Genomic DNA, 18,938 nt, shown 5'->3' with positions numbered 1-18,938 from the left:
ATTTGAGTGTTTTGCGCTAAATGTTTGCGCGCTAAGTAAGTGCGAGGTGAATGTATCGCGCTAATATTTAGCGCGCAAGATAAATTTTTGAAAAAGTTGTGGATTGGAGGAGGGCGTGGATTGGATGTGTTGAGTTAGAGCGGTCGCGGCAGGGTTTTTCAGCAGAGATTATTTTGGTGGGCAGCGACGGAGGAAGGGCACCACAGAGCAAATGTAGGAGTGAGCCTGCTCGCGATGGCAGCTTCACATTCAACAGATGTGTTGACTGATCTACCGCTATCTCGAGCAGGCTCGCTCCTACAGGGGATTTGTGGAGGTTTGAGAGTTAGAGGCTGTCTTGCAGGTTGCTGCGCAGCACTTGCAGCTCCGCTTGCAGTTTCTGCAATCGTTCAAGCGTCATGCCGCTGGCGCCGAGGATGCATTGGGGCACGCTGCGCGCCTTGTCCCGCAAGGCTCGACCCTGTTCAGTCAGCTCGACAATCACCACCCGTTCATCCTCTCGGCTGCGGGTGCGGCTGAGCAATCCCTCGACCTCCAGACGTTTGAGCAAAGGTGTCAGTGAGCCGGGGTCTGTCAGCAGTCGCGTGCTGATTTCGCCTACGGTCAAACCATCCCGCTCCCACAGCACCATCATCGCCAGGTACTGCGGATAGGTCAGCCCCAGCGCTTGCAGCAGGGGCTTGTACACCTTGGTCATCAACAGAGATGTGGAATGCAGGGCGAAACACGCTTGATTGTCCAGCAGCAGGTCTTCGCAGTTATCCGGGGTGTTGCGGTCGGTGTTCATTTCAAAGCCTTGATCAGTGATCTTCATGAATCTAGCGGGCGAATCTTTAATGCGCCAGATAATTCTCGACTAGTGATGGATCAGCGTGTTTTGTAGGGCCAGATCCCACGGCGGAATGGGGCTGAAGCGGGTTTTCAGGTATTCCAGCAACAAACGACTGCGGGAGTTCGGTTGTTGCGACAGGCGCAGCGCATAGATACCGGTGGTTTCCGCAGGTGGCAGGCCGCTTTCACAAAACAGCGGCAGCAGCTCGCCGCGCAACAGGTACTCGCTGGCCAGCCAGGTCGGCAAATGCGCGATGCCCAATCCGGCCAGTGCACCGCAGACCAGCGCCTCGGCATTGTTGGCGCTCATGCGGATTCGCGCAGGACGATGCAGGTGCATGTGGCCGTCACGTTCAAAGCGCCAGGCGAAGGGTGGGGCCAGGCCGTCCCAGTCGAGGCCGTCATGTTCGATCAACTGCGCCGGCTCGGTCGGCACGCCGCGACGTTTCAGGTACTCAGGGCTGGCGCAGGCAATGCGCACCATACTCGCCAGCGGCGTGGCCACCAGCCGGGTGTCGGCCATTTGCCCGGCGCGTAGCACCAGATCAACCTTGCCGAGGTTCAGCCCCTGCATGTCGACAAAACTGTCGATCAAATGCAATTGCACATCGAGGCCGGGGTAGAGCGTCAGGAAGTCAGCAATCACCGGCGCCAGATGCCGTCGGCCGAATGCCGCTGGTGCATCAATCCGGATCAAGCCTTCCGGCGCGCTGCTCAGGGACACGGCTTCGGCGCGGGCCAGGCGCAATTCCGCCACGATCCTCCGCGCCCGTTCGGCAAACGCCAGGCCGGCGGGAGTCGCGCGCACCGCGTGGGTGCTGCGAATGAACAGTTGGCTGCCGACTGCATTCTCAAGGCTGTCGATACGCCGCGCCACAGCCGAAGGCGTCAGCGGATGCCGGCGGGACGCAGCGGAAAAGCTCCCGGTTTCCAGCACATCGAGAAACAGGCCGAGCTGATCAGTCAATTGATTGGGGTTCATGATTTGGCGGCGCTTATGCGAAGTTGGCACAGCCATTGTGCGTTGCTGTGCGTTTCCCCGCCAGCCTCGACTGCGTAGGATGAGTAGCCTGACAAATGGGAAATCGCCTGTGATTGAGTTCGTGATGTATCTGGCCTTTGGCGCAGCCCTGGGAACGCTCGGCGGGATATTCGGCATTGGCGGTGGATTGATCGCAATTCCGTTGCTCGGTGTGCTGTTTGGTCTCGATCAGCAAATTGCCCAAGGTACGGCGTTGGTCATGGTCGTGCCCAATGTGATGCTGGCGTTGTGGCGTTATCACCAGCGCAACCGCATCGAAATGCGTCATGCACTGCCATTGGCCGCGATGGGTTTCTGTTTCGCCTGGGCCGGCTCGATTTGGGCGGTAGGCATCGACGCGCAAACCATGCGCGTGGGGTTTGTCGCGTTCCTGATTGCTCTGTCGGCCTACAATCTTGTGCGCATGTTCATTGCTAACGCGCCGGTCTCTGCACAGATGCGTTATTCCTGGCCATGGTTGGGCGTACTCGGTGCGGCATCCGGCACCATGGGCGGGTTGTTCGGGGTCGGCGGTGCGGTCGTGGCAACGCCGGTGTTGACCAGCGTGTTTGGCACCACCCAAGTCGTGGCACAAGGTTTATCCCTGGCTCTGGCGCTGCCCAGCACCGGTGTCACGCTGGTGACTTACGCGGTGCATCATCAGGTGGACTGGACGATCGGGTTGCCATTGGCCGTCGGCGGATTGATGAGCATCAGCTGGGGCGTGAAGATTGCCCACGCCATGCCGGAGCGGCTATTGCGCGGGTTGTTTTGCGGTTTCCTGGTGCTGTGCGCGGTGATGCTCGCGTTTAAAGTTTGAAGCCTTCAACGATGTGCTCGGCCAGGCACTCGGTGATTGGTGACGGGTTGTGCAGGTTGCGCACCAGCATGATGCTGGCTTCCGGCAACAGCGGCAGGTCTTCGGCGGCGCCGAGGATGCGCATGTCCGGTGTGATCAGGCTTTCCAGTTGCGCGGTCACCGCGAGGCCCGCACTGACCACGGCCATCAACGCCGACAGGCTCGAACTGTTGTAGGCAATGCGGTAATCGCGACCCATGGCGTCCAGCGCATTGCACGCCCACAGCCTGCAGAAACAATCACTGTTGAACATCGCCAGTGGCAGCGGCGTCTGCTCATGGGCGCTGTAGCATTGTGCTTCGGCCCAGACGAAACGTTCCTTGCGCAACAACTGGCCGATTTCAGTACCGGGTTCACGGGTAACGATGGACAAATCCAGGTCCTGGCGCTGCAACAGTTGTTTGGTTGATTCGCAGTGAACCTCGATCTGGATCAGCGGATAGAACTTGGCGAAGCGCGACAGGATCCCCGGCAGGAAACGCATGACGTAATCGTCGGGCGTGCCGATGCGCACAGTGCCGACCATGTGCGGCTCGCGCAGGGTATTGAAGACTTCGCTATGGAGTTTGAGGATGCGCCGCGCGTAACCCAGCAATACCTGGCCTTCGGCGGTCAACTTGACCTGGCGTCCATCACGCTCGAACAGCTGGCGTTGCAACACGTCTTCTTCCAGACGCTTCATCTGCATGCTCACCGCTGACTGCGTGCGGTTGACCATTTCACCGGCTCGGGTAAACCCGCCCTGATCGGCAATGGCGACGAAGGTGCGCAGAACATCAGTATCGATACTTGGGTACGCCGACATCCATCAATCTCCGAGATGGTTACCATCAGAAACATTCGTTGGATTGATCTTAGCCCTGAGGCGAGACTTGAGCCATCCCTAAAGGAGGGCAACAAGATGAAAGGTCAACATGAGCATGTAACGGCAGAAAAATTCTCAATCCACGCGGTATCCGATCTGCTGCACAAGTTTAGTCGCTGGTACGAACTTCACCGTGAGCGTGAGCTACTGGCAAGCTTGAGCGACGAAGCATTGAAAGACATCGGCGTGAGTCGTGCAGATGTGGAACATGAATCGGTCAGACCGTTCTGGGACGATCCGATGCATAAATGATGAGGCCATTGCTACACAAACCCCTCTACGGTGAGGTAGGTTGCGAGCAGACAAGGAGATGCTCATGCCCGCAACAGCGTCCTTTACCCTCAAACAGGCTCGACGTCTGGCGCTGGCCGCCCAAGGGTTCAACGGGCGGCAACCGCCAGCGGCGATCAAACCGGTTCAGCTCAACCGGTTGATCGAACGGCTGGGCATTCTGCAGATCGATTCGGTCAATGCGTTGGTGCGTTCGCACTACCTTCCCTTGTTTTCCCGCCTCGGAAATTACTCCCCCGATTTGCTCGATCAGGCTGCCTGGAGTCAGGGCCGTCGGCGCACGTTGTTCGAATATTGGGGCCATGAAGCTTCGTTGCTGCCCATGTCGATGTACCCCTTGATGCGTTGGCGCATGCTGCGTGCGACTCGCGGTGAAGACATCTATCAGCAATTGGCGCGTTTTGGTCGCGAGCAGCAGGACACCATTCGCCGGGTGCTGGCATCGGTTCAGGAACTCGGCGCACTTGGGGCCGGAAGCTTGTCGACCCGTCAGGAACGGGCTGGGCCGTGGTGGGACTGGAGCGCTGAAAAACATGCGCTGGAATGGTTGTTCGCCGCCGGTGAAGTAACGGTCGCCGGCCGCCGTGGATTCGAGCGGCTTTATGACCTGCCGGAACGGGTGATTTCTTCGGCGGTTCTGCAACAGCCTTTGCTCAGTGAGGCCGAGGCCCAGCGTGGGCTGTTGCTGCATGCGGCGACGGCATTGGGCGTCGGCACGGAAAAGGATCTGCGTGATTATTTCCGTCTGAACCCGGCAGACAGCCGGCCGCGTCTGGCGGAGCTGGTAGAGGCGGGTGAGTTGCTGGCCTGCGAGGTTCAGGGCTGGCGGCAACCGGCCTACTGCTTGCCCGAGCCGAAAGTGCCGCGCAAGGTCGAGGCGAGTGCCTTGCTATCACCGTTTGATTCGTTGATCTGGGAGCGCAGCCGTACCGAGCGATTGTTCGATTTCCGTTATCGATTGGAGATCTATACGCCGCAGGACAAGCGGGTCTATGGCTATTACGTGCTGCCGTTTTTGCACAATGAACGGATTGCCGCACGGGTGGATCTGCGCGCCGAGCGAGCGTTGGGCCGGTTGGCGGTGCATGCCGTGCATGAAGAGGAACCGGGGCTGGACGAGGCGGGGATGCTGGCGTTGGCGCTCAATCTGCGGCAGATGGCGGATTGGCTGGGGCTTGCGCAGGTTCAGTTGAACTGCCCGCGGGCGAGTGCGGCGCGGTTGCGGGTGGCATTGGCGCAGATTGGTGCAGACTGACCTGACGCATCGCGAGCAAGCTCGCTCCCACATTAGATCGAGTTTTCGATATAGACGCGGTCCATTGTGGGAGCGAGCTTGCTCGCGATAGCGGTGTATCCGGAAACCAAAGACTTACTGACTCAACGGCGGACTTGTTTCAAGGTCTCGGCAATCAAAAAAGCCAACTCCAGCGACTGATCGGCATTCATCCGCGGGTCGCAATGGGTGTGATACCGATCCGACAACCCGTCTTCAGTAATTGGCCGAGCGCCACCAATGCATTCGGTCACGTTCTGCCCGGTCATCTCGATGTGGATACCGCCGGCGTAACTGCCTTCCGCTTCGTGAACCTGGAAGAACTGCTTCACCTCACCGAGGATCTGCGCGAAGTCGCGAGTCTTGTAGCCGCTGCTGGCCTTGATGGTGTTGCCGTGCATTGGGTCAGAGCTCCAGAGCACCTGCTTGCCTTCACGCTGCACCGCGCGGATCAACGCCGGCAAGTGATCGCCGACCTTGTTCGCACCCATCCGCGCAATCAAGTTCAAGCGGCCCGGATCGTTGTCCGGGTTGAGCACGTCGATCAGGCGAATCAGGTCTTCGGGGTTCATGCTCGGGCCGACCTTGACCCCGATCGGGTTATTCACGCCGCGCAGGAATTCGACGTGGGCGCCGTCAAGCTGGCGGGTGCGGTCGCCGATCCACAGCATGTGCGCCGAGCAGTCGTAGTAATCGTTAGTCAAGCTGTCGCGGCGCACGAAGGCTTCTTCGTAATTGAGCAGCAGCGCTTCGTGGGCGGTGAAGAAACTTGTTTCGCGCAGTTGCGGCGAAGTGTCCATGCCGCAGGCGCGCATGAAGGCCAGGGTTTCATCGATGCGATCGGCCAGGTGGCTGTATTTCTCGGCCAGTGCCGAGTTGGCGATGAAATCCAGGTTCCACTTGTGTACCTGATGCAGGTCGGCAAAACCGCCCTGGGCGAAAGCACGCAGCAGGTTCAGGGTGGCTGTGGACTGGTGATAGGACTGCAGCAGACGCTCCGGGTCCGGCACGCGGCTTTTTTCGTCGAAACCGATGCCGTTGACGATGTCGCCGCGGTAGGCGGGCAGGGTCACGCCGTCGATGGTTTCGTCGTTGGCCGAACGAGGCTTGGCAAACTGGCCGGCCATGCGCCCGACCTTGACCACCGGGCAGCCTGCGGCGAAGGTCATGACGATCGCCATTTGCAGCAAGACTTTAAAGGTGTCGCGAATTTTTGCGGCCGAGAACTCGGCAAAGCTTTCAGCGCAGTCGCCACCTTGCAACAGAAACGCGCGGCCCTGGGTGACCTGGGCAAACTGACGGCGCAACTCCCGGGCCTCACCGGCAAACACCAGTGGCGGATAGCTCGCCAGGGTTTGCTCGACCTGCAGCAAATGCGCCGCGTCGGGGTAGTGGGGTTGTTGCTGGATCGGCAGGGCGCGCCAGCTGTCAGGGCTCCAGGGTTGGCTCATCACGGTCTCGGTTGTTTTACGCTCGGACGTTCATGTTATCAGCAAATTAGTGCGTGACCTGTTCCCGTTGCTTCGCGGACAATCGCGCCTTTGCCGCTTCATGTTGCGGCGGGCCCGGCGACAATCTGGAGACAAAATGACTGAGGAGCGCGTCGAGCATCTGCTCGCCGAGGTACAGGATGAGTTCGGCGTGATTCGCGTGCTGGAAGTGGCCGATTACCGTTTTCTCGAGTTCGGTGATGCCATCGAGCAGAGCTGCGTGTTCACGGCTGACCCGAGCTGGCTCGAGTACGATTACACCCGGGCGATGCTGATTGGCGCGCTGTGCCACGAACAGCCGGAAAGCGCACTGTTTCTCGGCCTCGGCGCGGGCACGCTGACCCAGGCGTGCCTCAAGTTTCTGCCGCTTGAAGATGTCGAAGCCATTGAGCTGCGCCCCGACGTACCGCGTCTGGCCATCGAATACCTGGGGCTGGATGATGATCCGCGGCTGTATATCCGCGTCGGCGATGCGCTGGAGTTGCTCGATACCGCTGAGCCGGCGGACCTGATTTTCGTCGACCTCTATACCGATGTCGGGCCGGGAGTCGGTCATCTGGCCTGGCGTTTTCTGGAAGACTGTCAAAAGCGCCTGAATCCAGGCGGCTGGCTGGTGATCAATCAATGGGCCACCGACGATGGCAAGCCATTGGGCGCTGCGTTGTTGCGTGGCCTCTATCACCGGCATTACTGGGAGTTGCCGGTGAAGGAGGGCAACGTGATTTTGCTCGTGCCTTCGGAGCTGGATCAGGAGCTGGACATGGACGGGCTGATCGCCCGGGCTGAAGGGCTGGCGCCGCGGTTGGGGTATTCGTTGCAGTCGTTGATCAAGGCCATCCGCCCGGCGACTTGAAAGCTGTTGAGATAACTGTGGCGAGGGAGCTTGCTCCCGTTTGAGTGCGCAGCACTCACAAAATCCCCGTCGATTGCCAGGATTTGTGGGGCCGCTTCGCAGCCCAGCGGGAGCAAGCTCCCTCGCCACAACAACCGGCTTGTCAGCAGCCTTTGAAGATTCCCGGCCGCTTCTCGACCATCGATCGCACACCTTCCCGGGCATCCTCACTCGCCAGCAACTTCTTCACCAGCGGCGGCAACCCCTGAGCCGCTGCCGTTTCCCCTTCGTAACGCGCCTGCCGGGCCGACATCAACGTCGCCTGAACCCCCAGCGGCGCCTGCCGGGCAATCCGCTCAGCCAATTCAATCGCCCGTGGCAGCAGATCCTCGCTGGCCATGACTTCCTGCACCAACCCCAGGTGCAGGGCTTCGTGAGCATCGAATTCATCGCCGGTCAGCAGCCAGCGCATGGCATTGCCCCAGCCGGCGACTTGATGCAAGCGCAACGTCGCGCCACCGAAGGGGAAGATCCCGCGCTGGACTTCCTTCTGGGCGAAACGGGTGTTGCTGGCGCAGAGGTTGATGTCGGCGGCCAGCATCAGTTCGATGCCGATGGTCAGGCAATAGCCTTGCGCGGCGACAATCACCGGTTTGCTTACCCGGGGGCCGGCAAACACGCCCCACGGATCGCACCCGCCGGGCGGCGCCTGCCAGCCGTCGGCCAGGGCCGAGCTGGCATTGATCAAGTCGAGCCCCGCGGTGAAATGCTCACCATGAGCGAACACTACCGCCACCCGCGCCTCGCTGTCGGCCTCGAATTCGCCGTAGGCCAGGCTCAGTTCGTTGAGCAGGTCGAGATCGAAAGCGTTGCGCTTGGCCACCCGATCCAGGCCGATCATCAGGACATGGCCGTGTTTTTCACGGGTGACACGACTGGAGCCGGGCTGATTCATGGAGCATTTCCTCGGGCGGGAAGGGTGTGCCAGACCGCAGGTCTGCGTCACAAGGATTAACCGTTTTAGCGCCATCGCCAGCAGGGCCGGGCCTTTGAAAAATAGACCGTTGCACGATTATCCGCAAAGCCTGTGACACAACGGTGTATACGTCAGTTTTCCGACAAATAATGCTCCCTTTTTGGCCGAATTCCGGTATAGTGCGCGCCGGCCTTTAACCGGGCCGCGTTTAGGTAGCGCAATTTCCCGAAGTCAGCTTCGGCTGCACGTCCGCACAGCGGACTCTCCCTTGACGAATCTTTTTCATTCATTCGTTTTCGCAAATCCCCGCCGACAAAGCAGCCAGGGCGACTCTTGAGTCTTACACGGCATGCGCAGCTTTGGAGCATGGGTCTTTGCGGATGCACTTAGAGGCAGACCCATGACCCAGGAAACCGGCGGCTTCGCCGCTTTTAATCTTAATCCGAATATTCTTGCAGCCGTCATCGCGACTGGCTACGAAGAGCCTTCGGCTATTCAGCATCAATCGATCCCGATCATCATGGCCGGTCACGACATGATTGGTCAGGCGCAAACCGGTACGGGTAAAACCGCTGCGTTCGCCCTGCCGATCCTGCATCGCATCGATCCTGCTAAGCGCGAGCCGCAAGCCCTGATCCTGGCGCCAACCCGTGAGTTGGCGCTGCAAGTAGCAACCGCTTTCGAAACCTACGCCAAGCAAATGCCGGGCGTTACCGTTGTGGCCGTTTACGGCGGCGCCCCTATGGGTCCACAACTGAAAGCAATCCGTAATGGCGCACAGATCGTTGTCGCCACGCCGGGCCGTCTGTGCGACCACCTGCGTCGTGACGAAAAAGTCCTGTCGACCGTGAACCACCTGGTTCTCGACGAAGCGGACGAAATGCTCAAACTGGGTTTCATGGACGACCTCGAAGTTATCTTCAAGGCTCTGCCACCAACCCGTCAGACCGTATTGTTCTCGGCCACCCTGCCACAGTCGATCCGTGCCATTGCCGAACGCCATCTGCGCGATCCGCAACACGTGAAGATCCAGACCAAGACTCAGACCGTTACCGCGATCGAACAGGCTCACCTGTTGGTTCACGCTGACCAGAAGACCTCGGCTGTATTGAGCCTGCTGGAAGTGGAAGACTTCGACGCCCTGATCATGTTCGTGCGCACCAAGCAAGCGACCCTGGACCTGGCCAGTGCCCTGGAAGCCAAAGGCTACAAAGCCGCTGCGCTGAACGGTGACATTGCCCAGAACCAACGTGAGCGCGTGATCGAATCCCTCAAGGATGGCCGTCTGGACATCGTTGTGGCGACCGACGTTGCTGCTCGTGGCCTGGACGTTCCGCGCATCACTCACGTGTTCAACGTTGATATGCCTTACGACCCGGAATCCTACGTTCACCGTATCGGCCGTACCGGTCGTGCCGGTCGCGAAGGTCGTGCACTGCTGTTGGTGACTCCACGTGAGCGCCGCATGCTGCAAGTGATCGAGCGTGTAACCGGTCAGAAAGTTGCCGAAGTCCGCCTGCCGGATGCTCAGGCTGTTCTCGATGCCCGCATCAAGAAACTGACCAACAGCCTGTCGCCGCTGGTGGCTGATGCCGAATCGACTCACGGTGATCTGCTGGATCGCCTGACTGCCGACATCGGTTGCACCCCGCGTGCACTGGCCGCTGCTCTGCTGCGCAAGGCGACCAACGCTCAGGCGTTGACCCTGGCTGCGATCGAGAAAGAACGTCCATTGGTGCCGAACAACGCACCGCGTGGCGATCGTCCAGAGCGTACCGGTGATCGTCCGGACCGTGGTGATCGTGAGCGTCGTGCTCCGGTTGCATTGGCCGAAGGCCGTGCTCGTTGCCGTACCGCGCTGGGTGCGCGTGATGGTATCGCTGCCAAGAACCTGCTGGGCGCCATCCTCAACGAAGGTGGCCTGGCTCGCGAAGCAATCGGTCGCATCCAGGTGCGTGACAGCTTCAGCCTCGTCGAGCTGCCGGAAGATGGTCTGGAAAAACTCCTGACCAAACTGAAGGACACTCGCGTTGCTGGTAAGCAGTTGAAGCTGCGTCGCTACCGCGAAGATTGATCCGCTTTCGGGCTGATTGATCGAACATAGAAAATCCCCGACTGGCTCGGGGATTTTTTTTGGCCTGCTGTTTGTGCCTGGCTGGAGACCGAGTTGCCCTCATTCGCGAGCAAGCCCGCTCCCACAGGGGATCTCTGGAATACACAGATATTGTGTTCACTGAAGATCTACTGTGGGAGCGAGCCTGCTCGCGATGGGGGTGACTCGGTCTACCGGTCAGTCAAAGCGATAAATGTCCATCCCCAGCGCCCCCATGGTGAACCCCTGGTGCGCAATGCTGAACTCACCCCCAGCCCCACGAGCAAAGTACAACGGCAGCAAATGCTCATCGCTGGGATGGTTGCGCACAGCATTCGGCGCCTGCTGACGATAATCGTGCAGCGCCGCTTCATCGTTGGTCGAGAGTTTCTCGATCATCCAGTCACGAAACGTCTTGGCCCACGGTTCAACGCTGTCCGGGCCGGCGTGCCAGTCCAGCTCTCGCAGGTTGTGGGTGATGCTGCCAGAACCGATCAACAACACGCCGTGTTCGCGCAAGCTGGCCAAGGCATGGCCGACTCGGGTTTGAAGGGCAGGGCCGCCACGGGTGGGCAGGGAGACTTGCACCACCGGGATGTCGGCCTGCGGATACATCAAAGACAACGGCACCCAGACCCCGTGATCGAACGGCCGCTTGACATCGATGCGAGAAGGCATTCCATCGGCCTTCAACAACTCCACAACCTCTGCCGCCAGCTGCGGCTCGCCCGGCGCCGGGTATTGCACCTCGAACAGGGCCTTGGGAAAGCCGCCGAAGTCATGCCAGGTTTCAGGCCGGGAATTGCCGCTGACCAGCAGCTCGTTACTTTCCCAGTGCGCAGACACAATCACGATGGCTTTCGGTTTCGGCAATTCTGCGGCCAGGCGAGCCAGGGCGGGTCCGCTGGCGCCGGGTTCCAGTGCCAACATGGGCGAGCCATGGGATATGTACAGGCTGGGGAACATGAATGACCTCCTGAGGGGTAAGATGGCAGCATCTTCAGTCAGATCATTGATCTAAATCTAATATAAGTTTTAGGGTCTTTTGATCGAATTTTCGGGATTAATTATGCAGCCGGAGTTTTGGCACAAGCGGTGGACGTCGAATCAGATCGGCTTTCACCTGCCGGAAGTGAATCCATATCTGCAACGCTACTGGCCGCAGCTGGGCCTGGAGGAGGGCGCGCGCGTACTGGTGCCGTTATGTGGGAAAAGCCTGGACCTGCTGTGGCTGGCGAAATGCGGTCACGAAGTGTTGGGCATCGAGTTGTCGGAAAAGGCTGTGGAAGACTTTTTCCACGAGCACCAATTTGACCCGGATGTCAGCGACCAGGGCCCCTTCACGGTCTACCGCGCGGGTTCGATCGAAGTCTGGTGCGGCGACTTCTTCGCGTTGACTGCCGGCGATGTCGCCGATTGCAGCGCGCTGTACGACCGCGCGGCGCTGATCGCCTTGCCGCCGACGATGCGTGAGCAATACGCCGAGCACCTGAAGCGGATTCTGCCGAATGATTCGCTGGGGCTGTTGATTACCCTGGATTACGAGCAGGCGCAAAAGGACGGCCCGCCGTTTGCCGTGCTGGATGACGAAGTGCAACGGTTGTTCGGGGCGACCTGGGAGCTGAAGATTCTGGAAGACCAGGACGTGCTGGGTGAGAGCTGGAAGTTTGTCGAGAGTGGTGTCACGCGGCTTGAAGAGCGGGTGTATCGGGTTTCCAGTCGATAGCTTGTGTTGTTAATGCCGGCCCCATCGTCGGAACGCCGCCCGGAGCAAGCTCGCTCCCACAATGGAATGCATTCCCCTGTGGGAGCGAGCCTGCTCGCGATGGGGCCCTGACAGGCACTACAGAAATCATCTGACAAAAAAGGCCCGCAATCACTGCGGGCCTTTTCTTTTAATGCGTAGTACGGAAGCTATCAGCCCCGACGACGCAACGCGTCAATACGCTCTTCCAGCGGCGGGTGGCTCATGAACATCCGAGCGAACCCTTGTTTGATGCCACCGTTGATGCCAAAGGCATTCAGCGTATCCGGCATGTGCACCGGCAGGCCCTGTTCGGCACGAAGCCGTTGCAAGGCACCAATCATTGCACTGGTACCGGCCAGGCGCGCACCGGCTTCGTCTGCGCGGAATTCACGTTTGCGCGAGAACCACATGACGATGGAACTGGCCAGGATACCCAGGACCAGTTCGGCGAAGATGGTCGCCACGTAGTAGGCGATGCCCTGGCCTTCTTCGTTCTTGAAGATCACCTTGTCGACAAAGTTGCCGATGATCCGCGCGAAGAACATCACGAAGGTGTTCACCACGCCCTGGATCAACGCCAGGGTGACCATGTCGCCATTGGCCACGTGGCCGATTTCGTGGGCCAGAACGGCCTTCACTTCATCCGGCGAGAAACGCTCGAGCAAGCCCTGGCTGACCGCGACCAGTGCGTCGTTCTTGTTCCAGCCCGTGGCGAACGCGTTGGCCTCGTAGGCCGGGAAAATCCCGACTTCGGGCATTTTGATCCCTGCTTCGCGGGACAGTTGCTCGACGGTTTGCAGCAGCCATTGCTCGTGACGTGTGCGCGGCTGGCTGATGATTTGGGTGCTGGTGCTCATCTTCGCCATCCACTTGGAGATGAACAGCGAGAACAGCGAACCGGCGAAACCAAAGACCGCACAGAAAATCAGCAGCTGATTGAGGTTGAGATCAACCCCGTTGGCCGCCATGAACCCGTTGAAGCCGAAAAGGCTCAGGGTGATGCTGGCAATCAGCACGACCGCCAGGTTAGTGGCCAAAAACAGCAGGATGCGCATCATGGTTGTAGAAATCTCCTCATGCTAAAGATGTAGCGTACTGCGGGGTATATAAGGTGCTGCACCGGGCTATTCAACCGAGTGACTATTTCAAACTGTGTCCTACGGCAACAGTCTAGCTGCTTGAAGGGCATTTCCGACGGGGATGCCGGATGCGTTTGACAGGCAATTCGCGTCGCAGGCCCCGTCTTTGTTAGACGCGGCCACGAAGCAGGGCATCAATCAGCGATAAGCGCAGTGATGTCTGGCAGGGCGCAAAGATATGTTGCTGAATTAATCACCGTGCGACAAACGCACGCGTCGCACGGTGAACATCAGTTTACTGACGGTAGGATTTGAGGAAGTTGCCGATCCGGCCGATGGCCATGTCCAGGTCGTCCACCCGTGGCAAAGTCACGACACGGAAGTGATCCGGCCAAGGCCAGTTGAAGGCCGTGCCTTGTACCACGAGCAGCTTCTCGGAGAGCAGCAGGTCGAGCACGAACTTCTCGTCGTTGTGGATCGGGCAGACTTTCGGGTCGATCCGCGGGAACGCATACAACGCGCCCATCGGCTTGACGCAGCTGACGCCCGGAATATCGTTGAGCAATTCCCAGGTGCGATTGCGCTGTTCCAGCAAGCGACCTTGCGGCAACACCAGGTCATTGATGCTCTGATAACCCCCGAGTGCGGTCTGGATCGCGTGTTGGCTCGGCACGTTGGCACACAGGCGCATGTTGGCCAGCATGTCGATGCCTTCAATGTAGCTCTGGGCGTGGTGTTTCGGGCCGGAAATGGCGATCCAGCCGGAACGGAAACCGGCGACGCGATAGGACTTGGACAGACCGTTGAAAGTCAGGCACAGGAGGTCCGGCGCCAGGGACGCGGTGCAGATGTGTACGGCATCGTCGTACAGGATCTTGTCGTAGATCTCGTCGGAGAACACCACCAGATTGTGCTGGCGAGCCAGTTCCAGCATGCCCAGCAGCACTTCCTTCGAATACACCGCGCCGGTCGGGTTGTTCGGGTTGATGATCACCAGGGCCTTGGTGTTCGGGGTGATCTTGGCCTTGATGTCGGCCAGGTCCGGCCACCAGTTGGCCTGCTCGTCGCACAGGTAATGCACCGGGTTGCCGCCGGACAGGCTCACGGCCGCGGTCCACAGCGGATAGTCAGGCGCTGGCACCAGCACTTCGTCGCCATTGTTCAGCAAAGCCTGCATCGACATCACGATCAGCTCGGAAACGCCGTTGCCCAGGTAGATGTCTTCAATGCCGACGCCTTCCACCTGTTTTTGCTGGTAGTACTGCATGACGGCCTTGCGCGCACTGAACAGGCCCTTGGAGTCGCTATAGCCCTGAGCGGTCGGCAGGTTGCGGATCACGTCCTGGAGGATTTCGTCCGGCGCTTCGAAACCAAAAGGCGCCGGGTTGCCGATGTTCAGCTTGAGGATGCGATGACCTTCCTCTTCCAGGCGCTTGGCGTGCTTGAGCACTGGGCCGCGAATGTCGTAGCAGACGTTGGCGAGCTTGTTCGATTTGCTGACCTGCATGGCGATGTGTTCCCGAAAATGAACGATCCAGGCGGCGTATGAACTACCGTACTGGGAATCCTGCGTATTCACACAGGCCCGGCGCCTTGAAATGCAGCACCCATAAATCCGTTTGAATGCGCGTGGTCTGGCTGCCAGACTGGCGTTTGACGAGGCGCAATCATACGTGCCGCCCGATCCGTGGAAAAGGTACAGATCGGGCTTTTTCAGCTGCTGAGGTGTGACGATGGAAAAGTTGGAAAAAACCCTGGAAGAATGGAAGGCGATGCTCGATCCAGAGCAGTACAACGTTTGCCGTCTCAAGGGCACCGAACGGCCGTTCTCCGGCAAATACAACGACACCAAAACTGACGGCGTTTACCACTGCATCTGCTGCAAAGAGCCGCTGTTTGATTCGAAAACCAAGTTCGACTCGGGCTGCGGCTGGCCGAGCTTCTACGCGCCGATCGGCGAGAGTGCGATGGTCGAGATCCGTGACGTCAGCCACGGCATGGTCCGCACTGAAGTGGTCTGCGCCAAGTGCGAGGCGCACCTGGGGCACGTGTTCCCGGATGGCCCGCCGCCGACCGGTCTGCGCTATTGCATCAACTCGGTGTGCCTGGACCTGGTGCCGCGCGCCTGACGCGAGCCCCTGTAGGAGCGAAGCTTGCTCGCGAAGGCGTCCTGACATTCAACACCGATGTTGACTGACCCGGTGCCTTCGCGAGCAACCCTCGCTCCTGCAGACGATCGGCGTTCAATAATTTAAATTGCACACAATTCAATTGCTCGCTATGTTCAGTGCTTGTTTCTTTATATCGAGCCCAAGCCATGAGCGACAACCTGCTGACCATCCCGGTGACCACCATCAAAGGTGAACAAAAAACCCTGGCCGATTTCGCCGGCAAAGCCGTCCTGGTGGTCAACACCGCCAGCAAATGCGGTTTCACCCCCCAATACAAAGGTCTCGAGGAGTTGTGGCAGACCTACAAGGATCAAGGCCTGGTGGTACTCGGCTTTCCCTGCAATCAGTTCGGCAAGCAGGAGCCGGGTAACGAAGGCGCGATTTCCGAGTTCTGCGAGTTGAACTTCGGTGTCAGCTTCCCGCTGTTCAAGAAGATTGATGTCAACGGTGCCGGCGCCCATCCGCTGTTCGTGCAGTTGAAAAAACGTGCGCCGGGCGTGCTGGGTTCCCAAGGCATCAAGTGGAACTTCACCAAGTTCCTGATCGGCAAGGACGGCCAGTTGGTCAAGCGTTTCGCTCCGGCGACCAAACCGCAGGACCTGAGCCGCGAGATCGAAGCCCTGCTCAAATGAACACTTTGTCAGTCGATTCCCTGAAGCTCGACAGTCAGCTGTGCTTCAAGCTGTATGCCGCTTCTCGGGCGGTGATCCGCGCGTACAAGCCGATGCTCGATCAACTTGGCCTGACCTATCCGCAATACCTGGCGATGCTGGTGTTGTGGGAATGGCAGGAGGCGGCGCCGGAACAGCCGACGGTCAAGGCGCTGGGCGAACGTCTGGCGCTGGATTCCGGCACCCTGACGCCGTTGCTCAAGCGTCTTGAGCAGCTGCAACTGGTGCAGCGCCAGCGTTCGGTGCGCGATGAGCGGGAGGTGCACCTGAGTCTTTCGACAACCGGCAAGGCCTTGCGTGATCAGGTCGGGCCGCTCAAGGCCCGGTTGTTGTGCGACAGCGGTGTCGATCTGGATCGCCTGAATGATCTGCGCAACGGTCTGGATCACCTGTTGGGGCAAATCAAAGCGCTGTCGTAGTCGGTATCCACAGGTCGAGCAGGGCGGCCAGTTCTTCACGGCGAAAGGGCTTGGCCAGGTAGTCACTCATGCCCGCCACACGGCAGCGTTCGCGTTCCTCGGACATGGCGTTGGCGGTCAAGGCAACGATGGGCAATTGTGGCCAGCGCCCGCTGCGACGGATTTGCCGACTGGCCTCATAGCCATCCATCACCGGCATGTTGCAGTCCATCAGCACCAGATCGAATTCACTGTGCTCGAGCTGATCCAGGGCTTCGGCACCGTGCGCGGCGACAATCACCTCGCAACCGAGTTTACCGAGCATGCCCTTGGCCACCAATTGATTGACCGGGTTGTCCTCGACCAGCAGGACGCGTCCGCGTCGTTGCGGGGTAAGGGCTTCGACCCGGGCACCGTTGATCAGGTTGCTTTCCGGCTGCAGCACCCGGCGCAATGTCTGATAAAGCGCATTTCGCGCCAGAGGTCGTGCCTGTTGTTGCAGGGGCGCCAGACCACTCGCTTCTTCGCTGGGCATGAAGCTGCCGTAGGCGGTCACCAGCAGAATAGGGGCGTCGAGGGTCGGGCGCAGGCCAAACAGGCATTCGGGGCAGTCGGTGATCAGCACATCCGGGTCGAGGCCGATCAAGGAGTCATCGATGGAGCGTTGTTGATAATCCAGGCCCCAGCCGGGCAACAGGTTTTTCAACAGTTCCGCCAGGCCACTGTTGGCCGCAGTGATCGCGATGACCTTGCCCGGTAAAGGCTGCGGGGACATGGCACGGGTGTGGCAGGGTAACGGCAGGTCGGCGCAGAACTGGCTGCCGAAACCCGCTTCCGAGCTGATGGTCAGGCGGCCCTGCATGGCTTCGCAAAGGTTATAGGTCAGCGCCAGGCCCAACCCGGTGCCACCGAACTGTCGGGTGATGCCCGCGCCCGCCTGCGTGAAGGGCTGGAAGATTTTGACCTGCGCATCCTGGGCAATCCCGATACCGGTGTCGCAGACTTCGATTCTGACGCCATCTTCAAATGTTGAAAGACGCACATCGACCCGACCGAATCGGGTGAACTTGAGGGCGTTGGACAACAGGTTGCTGACGATCTGCCGGACGCGGGTGGGGTCCCCCAGCACCAACGCTGGAAAGTGCGGATCGATCAGGCAAGTCAACTCGACGCTGGGCGCGGCGTTCTGGGACAGCAGGTTGGCGGTGTCTTCGATCAGCGACCCGAGGTCGAACGGGATGTGTTCGAGTTCGAGCTGGCCGGCATCGAATTTCGACAGGTCGAGAATATCGTTGAGCAGCTCCACCAGGACTTTGCCCGAGTCATGGGCGATGGACAGCTGTTGCTGTTGTTCGGCGTTGAGTGGGCCGTCCAGCGAGAGCGCGATCATGCCCAACAGGCCGTTGAGCGGCGTGCGGATTTCATGGCTCATGTTGGCGAGGAATACCGAGCGTGCCTCGGCCATATCGAGGGCGGTGCTGCGCGCGACTTCCAGTTCCTGGTTGGATTGGCTGAGCCTGGCGTTGATCGCCTTGAGTTCTGCGGTGCGCGCCGAGACGATGTTTTCCAGTTGCCCGAGGTAGTCGGTCAGGCGGTTTTCGGCGTTGCGTCGCTGCTGGATTTCGGTGGCGATGTTCTCGAATTGCTGGTTGGCTACTTTGACCAGGACACCGATTTCATCGTTTTTATGCCCGCTCGGGTAGTCCAGCAAGGTCGGTTCCGCGCTGCGCGGATCGCGTCCGCTGAGTTCGCGGATAACCCGCACCAGCGGTTTTGTCAGCATCACGTAGAACAGCGCCAACAGGATGCCGGTCAGGATCAGACTGCGAGCGAAGCCGTTGAGCAGCGTCACCTCGGCCCGGCGCAGGAAGCGGCTGCCGTAGGCATAAGTATCGACTTCCAGTCGCAAGGTCCCGAGGGATTCGTCCGGCAAGTGATCGAGGTAGAGGCGGTCTTCAAACTGGCGGTTGGCGCCGAACAGGAAGTCGCTGATCATCCGGTAATTGTTTTGCTGGGTCTCACGTTTGACGCTGGCCAGAACGGTACCGTTGTTGTCCGTCAGTTGCCCGCCGACGATCGCCGGTGAGCGTAACAGGCCCATGGTCAGTTCCTGAGCGAGTTCGGCGTCGATGTTGTAGGCGATACGGGATGCGGGGTTATGGCTGATTTCCAGCAAAGACAGGATTTCGCGGTTGATGGAGGCGTCTTCGCTGGCATAATCGATGCCGATCTGCAGCAGACTGAGCAGCGTGCCCAGAATAAAACCGACCAGCACAGTCAGCCTGGCTTGCTTGTAAGACAGCCGTTGGGTGAATTTGATATCCATGGGGTGTTGAACCACT

Annotated in this window: 18 protein-coding genes; 9 read left to right on the top strand and 9 right to left on the bottom strand. The window is 59.5% G+C overall.

Going from position 1 to position 18,938, the window contains the following annotated elements:
* Positions 1-325: 325 nt before the first annotated feature.
* A complete protein-coding gene (locus ACA070_RS21680; protein WP_497452001.1) occupies positions 326-787 on the bottom strand; it encodes a MarR family winged helix-turn-helix transcriptional regulator in 462 nt (153 codons plus the stop codon).
* 69 nt (positions 788-856) lie between these two features.
* Positions 857-1,813: a LysR family transcriptional regulator gene (locus ACA070_RS21675; RefSeq protein ID WP_497448288.1), complete on the bottom strand. Its 957-nt coding sequence runs from the start codon at positions 1,811-1,813 to the stop codon at positions 857-859.
* Positions 1,814-1,922: 109 nt separating this feature from the next.
* On the opposite strand from ACA070_RS21675, the gene ACA070_RS21670 reads away from it, so the two are divergent.
* Positions 1,923-2,672 carry a sulfite exporter TauE/SafE family protein gene (locus ACA070_RS21670; RefSeq protein WP_497448287.1) on the top strand — a complete coding sequence of 250 codons (750 nt, stop codon included), beginning with the start codon at positions 1,923-1,925 and terminating at the stop codon, positions 2,670-2,672.
* On the opposite strand, the gene ACA070_RS21665 is transcribed toward ACA070_RS21670, so the two are convergent.
* Complete coding sequence (locus ACA070_RS21665) at positions 2,662-3,516, bottom strand: LysR substrate-binding domain-containing protein (RefSeq protein ID WP_131060042.1); 855 nt, start codon at positions 3,514-3,516, stop codon at positions 2,662-2,664. The two genes, ACA070_RS21670 and ACA070_RS21665, sit on opposite strands and share 11 nt — an antisense overlap.
* A gap of 96 nt (positions 3,517-3,612) precedes the next feature.
* Between ACA070_RS21665 and ACA070_RS21660 the strand changes: the two genes are divergently transcribed.
* Both ACA070_RS21660 and ACA070_RS21655 read left to right on the top strand, forming a co-directional pair.
* Complete coding sequence (locus ACA070_RS21660; RefSeq protein WP_133838411.1) at positions 3,613-3,828, top strand: DUF1127 domain-containing protein; 216 nt, start codon at positions 3,613-3,615, stop codon at positions 3,826-3,828.
* 64 nt (positions 3,829-3,892) lie between these two features.
* Entirely contained in the window at positions 3,893-5,122 is a 1,230-nt protein-coding gene (locus ACA070_RS21655) for a winged helix-turn-helix domain-containing protein (protein WP_497448286.1), read from the top strand.
* Positions 5,123-5,244: 122 nt separating this feature from the next.
* Here ACA070_RS21655 and ACA070_RS21650 read toward each other — a convergent pair whose 3' ends face one another.
* On the bottom strand, positions 5,245-6,591 hold the full coding sequence (locus tag ACA070_RS21650; protein WP_131060045.1) for a class II 3-deoxy-7-phosphoheptulonate synthase: 1,347 nt from the start codon (positions 6,589-6,591) through the stop codon (positions 5,245-5,247).
* Between the two features lie 136 nt (positions 6,592-6,727).
* Between ACA070_RS21650 and ACA070_RS21645 the strand changes: the two genes are divergently transcribed.
* Positions 6,728-7,483, top strand: coding sequence for a spermidine synthase (locus ACA070_RS21645; protein ID WP_462028082.1), 756 nt, complete (start codon positions 6,728-6,730; stop codon positions 7,481-7,483).
* Between the two features lie 142 nt (positions 7,484-7,625).
* On the opposite strand, the gene ACA070_RS21640 is transcribed toward ACA070_RS21645, so the two are convergent.
* Positions 7,626-8,417 carry a crotonase/enoyl-CoA hydratase family protein gene (locus tag ACA070_RS21640; RefSeq protein WP_497448285.1) on the bottom strand — a complete coding sequence of 264 codons (792 nt, stop codon included), beginning with the start codon at positions 8,415-8,417 and terminating at the stop codon, positions 7,626-7,628.
* A 421-nt stretch (positions 8,418-8,838) separates the two neighbouring features.
* On the opposite strand from ACA070_RS21640, the gene ACA070_RS21635 reads away from it, so the two are divergent.
* Entirely contained in the window at positions 8,839-10,512 is a 1,674-nt protein-coding gene (locus tag ACA070_RS21635; protein WP_309677529.1) for a DEAD/DEAH box helicase, read from the top strand.
* A gap of 216 nt (positions 10,513-10,728) precedes the next feature.
* Here ACA070_RS21635 and ACA070_RS21630 read toward each other — a convergent pair whose 3' ends face one another.
* Complete coding sequence (locus tag ACA070_RS21630) at positions 10,729-11,496, bottom strand: DODA-type extradiol aromatic ring-opening family dioxygenase (RefSeq protein WP_497448284.1); 768 nt, start codon at positions 11,494-11,496, stop codon at positions 10,729-10,731.
* 103 nt (positions 11,497-11,599) lie between these two features.
* On the opposite strand from ACA070_RS21630, the gene ACA070_RS21625 reads away from it, so the two are divergent.
* Positions 11,600-12,256 (top strand): thiopurine S-methyltransferase, encoded by a 657-nt coding sequence (locus tag ACA070_RS21625; RefSeq protein WP_497448283.1) that lies wholly within the window; start codon positions 11,600-11,602, stop codon positions 12,254-12,256.
* A gap of 191 nt (positions 12,257-12,447) precedes the next feature.
* Here the strand turns inward: ACA070_RS21625 and htpX are convergent, their stop codons facing one another.
* A complete protein-coding gene (gene htpX, locus ACA070_RS21620) occupies positions 12,448-13,335 on the bottom strand; it encodes a protease HtpX (protein WP_059403635.1) in 888 nt (295 codons plus the stop codon).
* A gap of 316 nt (positions 13,336-13,651) precedes the next feature.
* A complete protein-coding gene (locus tag ACA070_RS21615) occupies positions 13,652-14,863 on the bottom strand; it encodes a pyridoxal phosphate-dependent aminotransferase (RefSeq protein ID WP_008030363.1) in 1,212 nt (403 codons plus the stop codon).
* A gap of 226 nt (positions 14,864-15,089) precedes the next feature.
* On the opposite strand from ACA070_RS21615, the gene msrB reads away from it, so the two are divergent.
* From msrB to ACA070_RS21600, 3 genes are all read left to right on the top strand, one after another.
* Entirely contained in the window at positions 15,090-15,485 is a 396-nt protein-coding gene (gene msrB / locus ACA070_RS21610) for a peptide-methionine (R)-S-oxide reductase MsrB (RefSeq protein WP_497448282.1), read from the top strand.
* A gap of 188 nt (positions 15,486-15,673) precedes the next feature.
* Positions 15,674-16,159: a glutathione peroxidase gene (locus tag ACA070_RS21605; protein ID WP_438659299.1), complete on the top strand. Its 486-nt coding sequence runs from the start codon at positions 15,674-15,676 to the stop codon at positions 16,157-16,159.
* Entirely contained in the window at positions 16,156-16,617 is a 462-nt protein-coding gene (locus tag ACA070_RS21600; protein ID WP_497448281.1) for a MarR family winged helix-turn-helix transcriptional regulator, read from the top strand. The genes ACA070_RS21605 and ACA070_RS21600 overlap by 4 nt, the downstream gene beginning before the upstream one ends.
* On the opposite strand, the gene ACA070_RS21595 is transcribed toward ACA070_RS21600, so the two are convergent.
* Positions 16,601-18,922: a hybrid sensor histidine kinase/response regulator gene (locus tag ACA070_RS21595; RefSeq protein ID WP_497448280.1), complete on the bottom strand. Its 2,322-nt coding sequence runs from the start codon at positions 18,920-18,922 to the stop codon at positions 16,601-16,603. The two genes, ACA070_RS21600 and ACA070_RS21595, sit on opposite strands and share 17 nt — an antisense overlap.
* Between the last annotated feature and the right edge of the window lie 16 nt (positions 18,923-18,938).

It is taken from the genome of Pseudomonas sp. LBUM1678, from assembly GCF_059695575.1.
Note: the sequence above shows the minus strand (reverse complement) of the source record. Positions and strands in the feature narration are given on the sequence as shown.

Bases quoted from the DNA above. Each gene is read 5' to 3' on its own strand.
- ACA070_RS21680 (WP_497452001.1), bottom strand. From the start codon at position 787: ATGAACACCGACCGCAACACCCCGGATAACTGCGAAGACCTGCTGCTG.
- ACA070_RS21675 (WP_497448288.1), bottom strand. From the start codon at position 1,813: ATGAACCCCAATCAATTGACTGATCAGCTCGGCCTGTTTCTCGATGTG.
- ACA070_RS21665 (WP_131060042.1), bottom strand. From the start codon at position 3,516: ATGTCGGCGTACCCAAGTATCGATACTGATGTTCTGCGCACCTTCGTC.
- ACA070_RS21660 (WP_133838411.1), top strand. From the start codon at position 3,613: ATGAAAGGTCAACATGAGCATGTAACGGCAGAAAAATTCTCAATCCAC.
- ACA070_RS21655 (WP_497448286.1), top strand. From the start codon at position 3,893: ATGCCCGCAACAGCGTCCTTTACCCTCAAACAGGCTCGACGTCTGGCG.
- ACA070_RS21650 (WP_131060045.1), bottom strand. From the start codon at position 6,591: ATGAGCCAACCCTGGAGCCCTGACAGCTGGCGCGCCCTGCCGATCCAG.
- ACA070_RS21645 (WP_462028082.1), top strand. From the start codon at position 6,728: ATGACTGAGGAGCGCGTCGAGCATCTGCTCGCCGAGGTACAGGATGAG.
- ACA070_RS21640 (WP_497448285.1), bottom strand. From the start codon at position 8,417: ATGAATCAGCCCGGCTCCAGTCGTGTCACCCGTGAAAAACACGGCCAT.
- ACA070_RS21635 (WP_309677529.1), top strand. From the start codon at position 8,839: ATGACCCAGGAAACCGGCGGCTTCGCCGCTTTTAATCTTAATCCGAAT.
- ACA070_RS21630 (WP_497448284.1), bottom strand. From the start codon at position 11,496: ATGTTCCCCAGCCTGTACATATCCCATGGCTCGCCCATGTTGGCACTG.
- ACA070_RS21625 (WP_497448283.1), top strand. From the start codon at position 11,600: ATGCAGCCGGAGTTTTGGCACAAGCGGTGGACGTCGAATCAGATCGGC.
- htpX (WP_059403635.1), bottom strand. From the start codon at position 13,335: ATGATGCGCATCCTGCTGTTTTTGGCCACTAACCTGGCGGTCGTGCTG.
- ACA070_RS21615 (WP_008030363.1), bottom strand. From the start codon at position 14,863: ATGCAGGTCAGCAAATCGAACAAGCTCGCCAACGTCTGCTACGACATT.
- msrB (WP_497448282.1), top strand. From the start codon at position 15,090: ATGGAAAAGTTGGAAAAAACCCTGGAAGAATGGAAGGCGATGCTCGAT.
- ACA070_RS21605 (WP_438659299.1), top strand. From the start codon at position 15,674: ATGAGCGACAACCTGCTGACCATCCCGGTGACCACCATCAAAGGTGAA.
- ACA070_RS21600 (WP_497448281.1), top strand. From the start codon at position 16,156: ATGAACACTTTGTCAGTCGATTCCCTGAAGCTCGACAGTCAGCTGTGC.
- ACA070_RS21595 (WP_497448280.1), bottom strand. From the start codon at position 18,922: ATGGATATCAAATTCACCCAACGGCTGTCTTACAAGCAAGCCAGGCTG.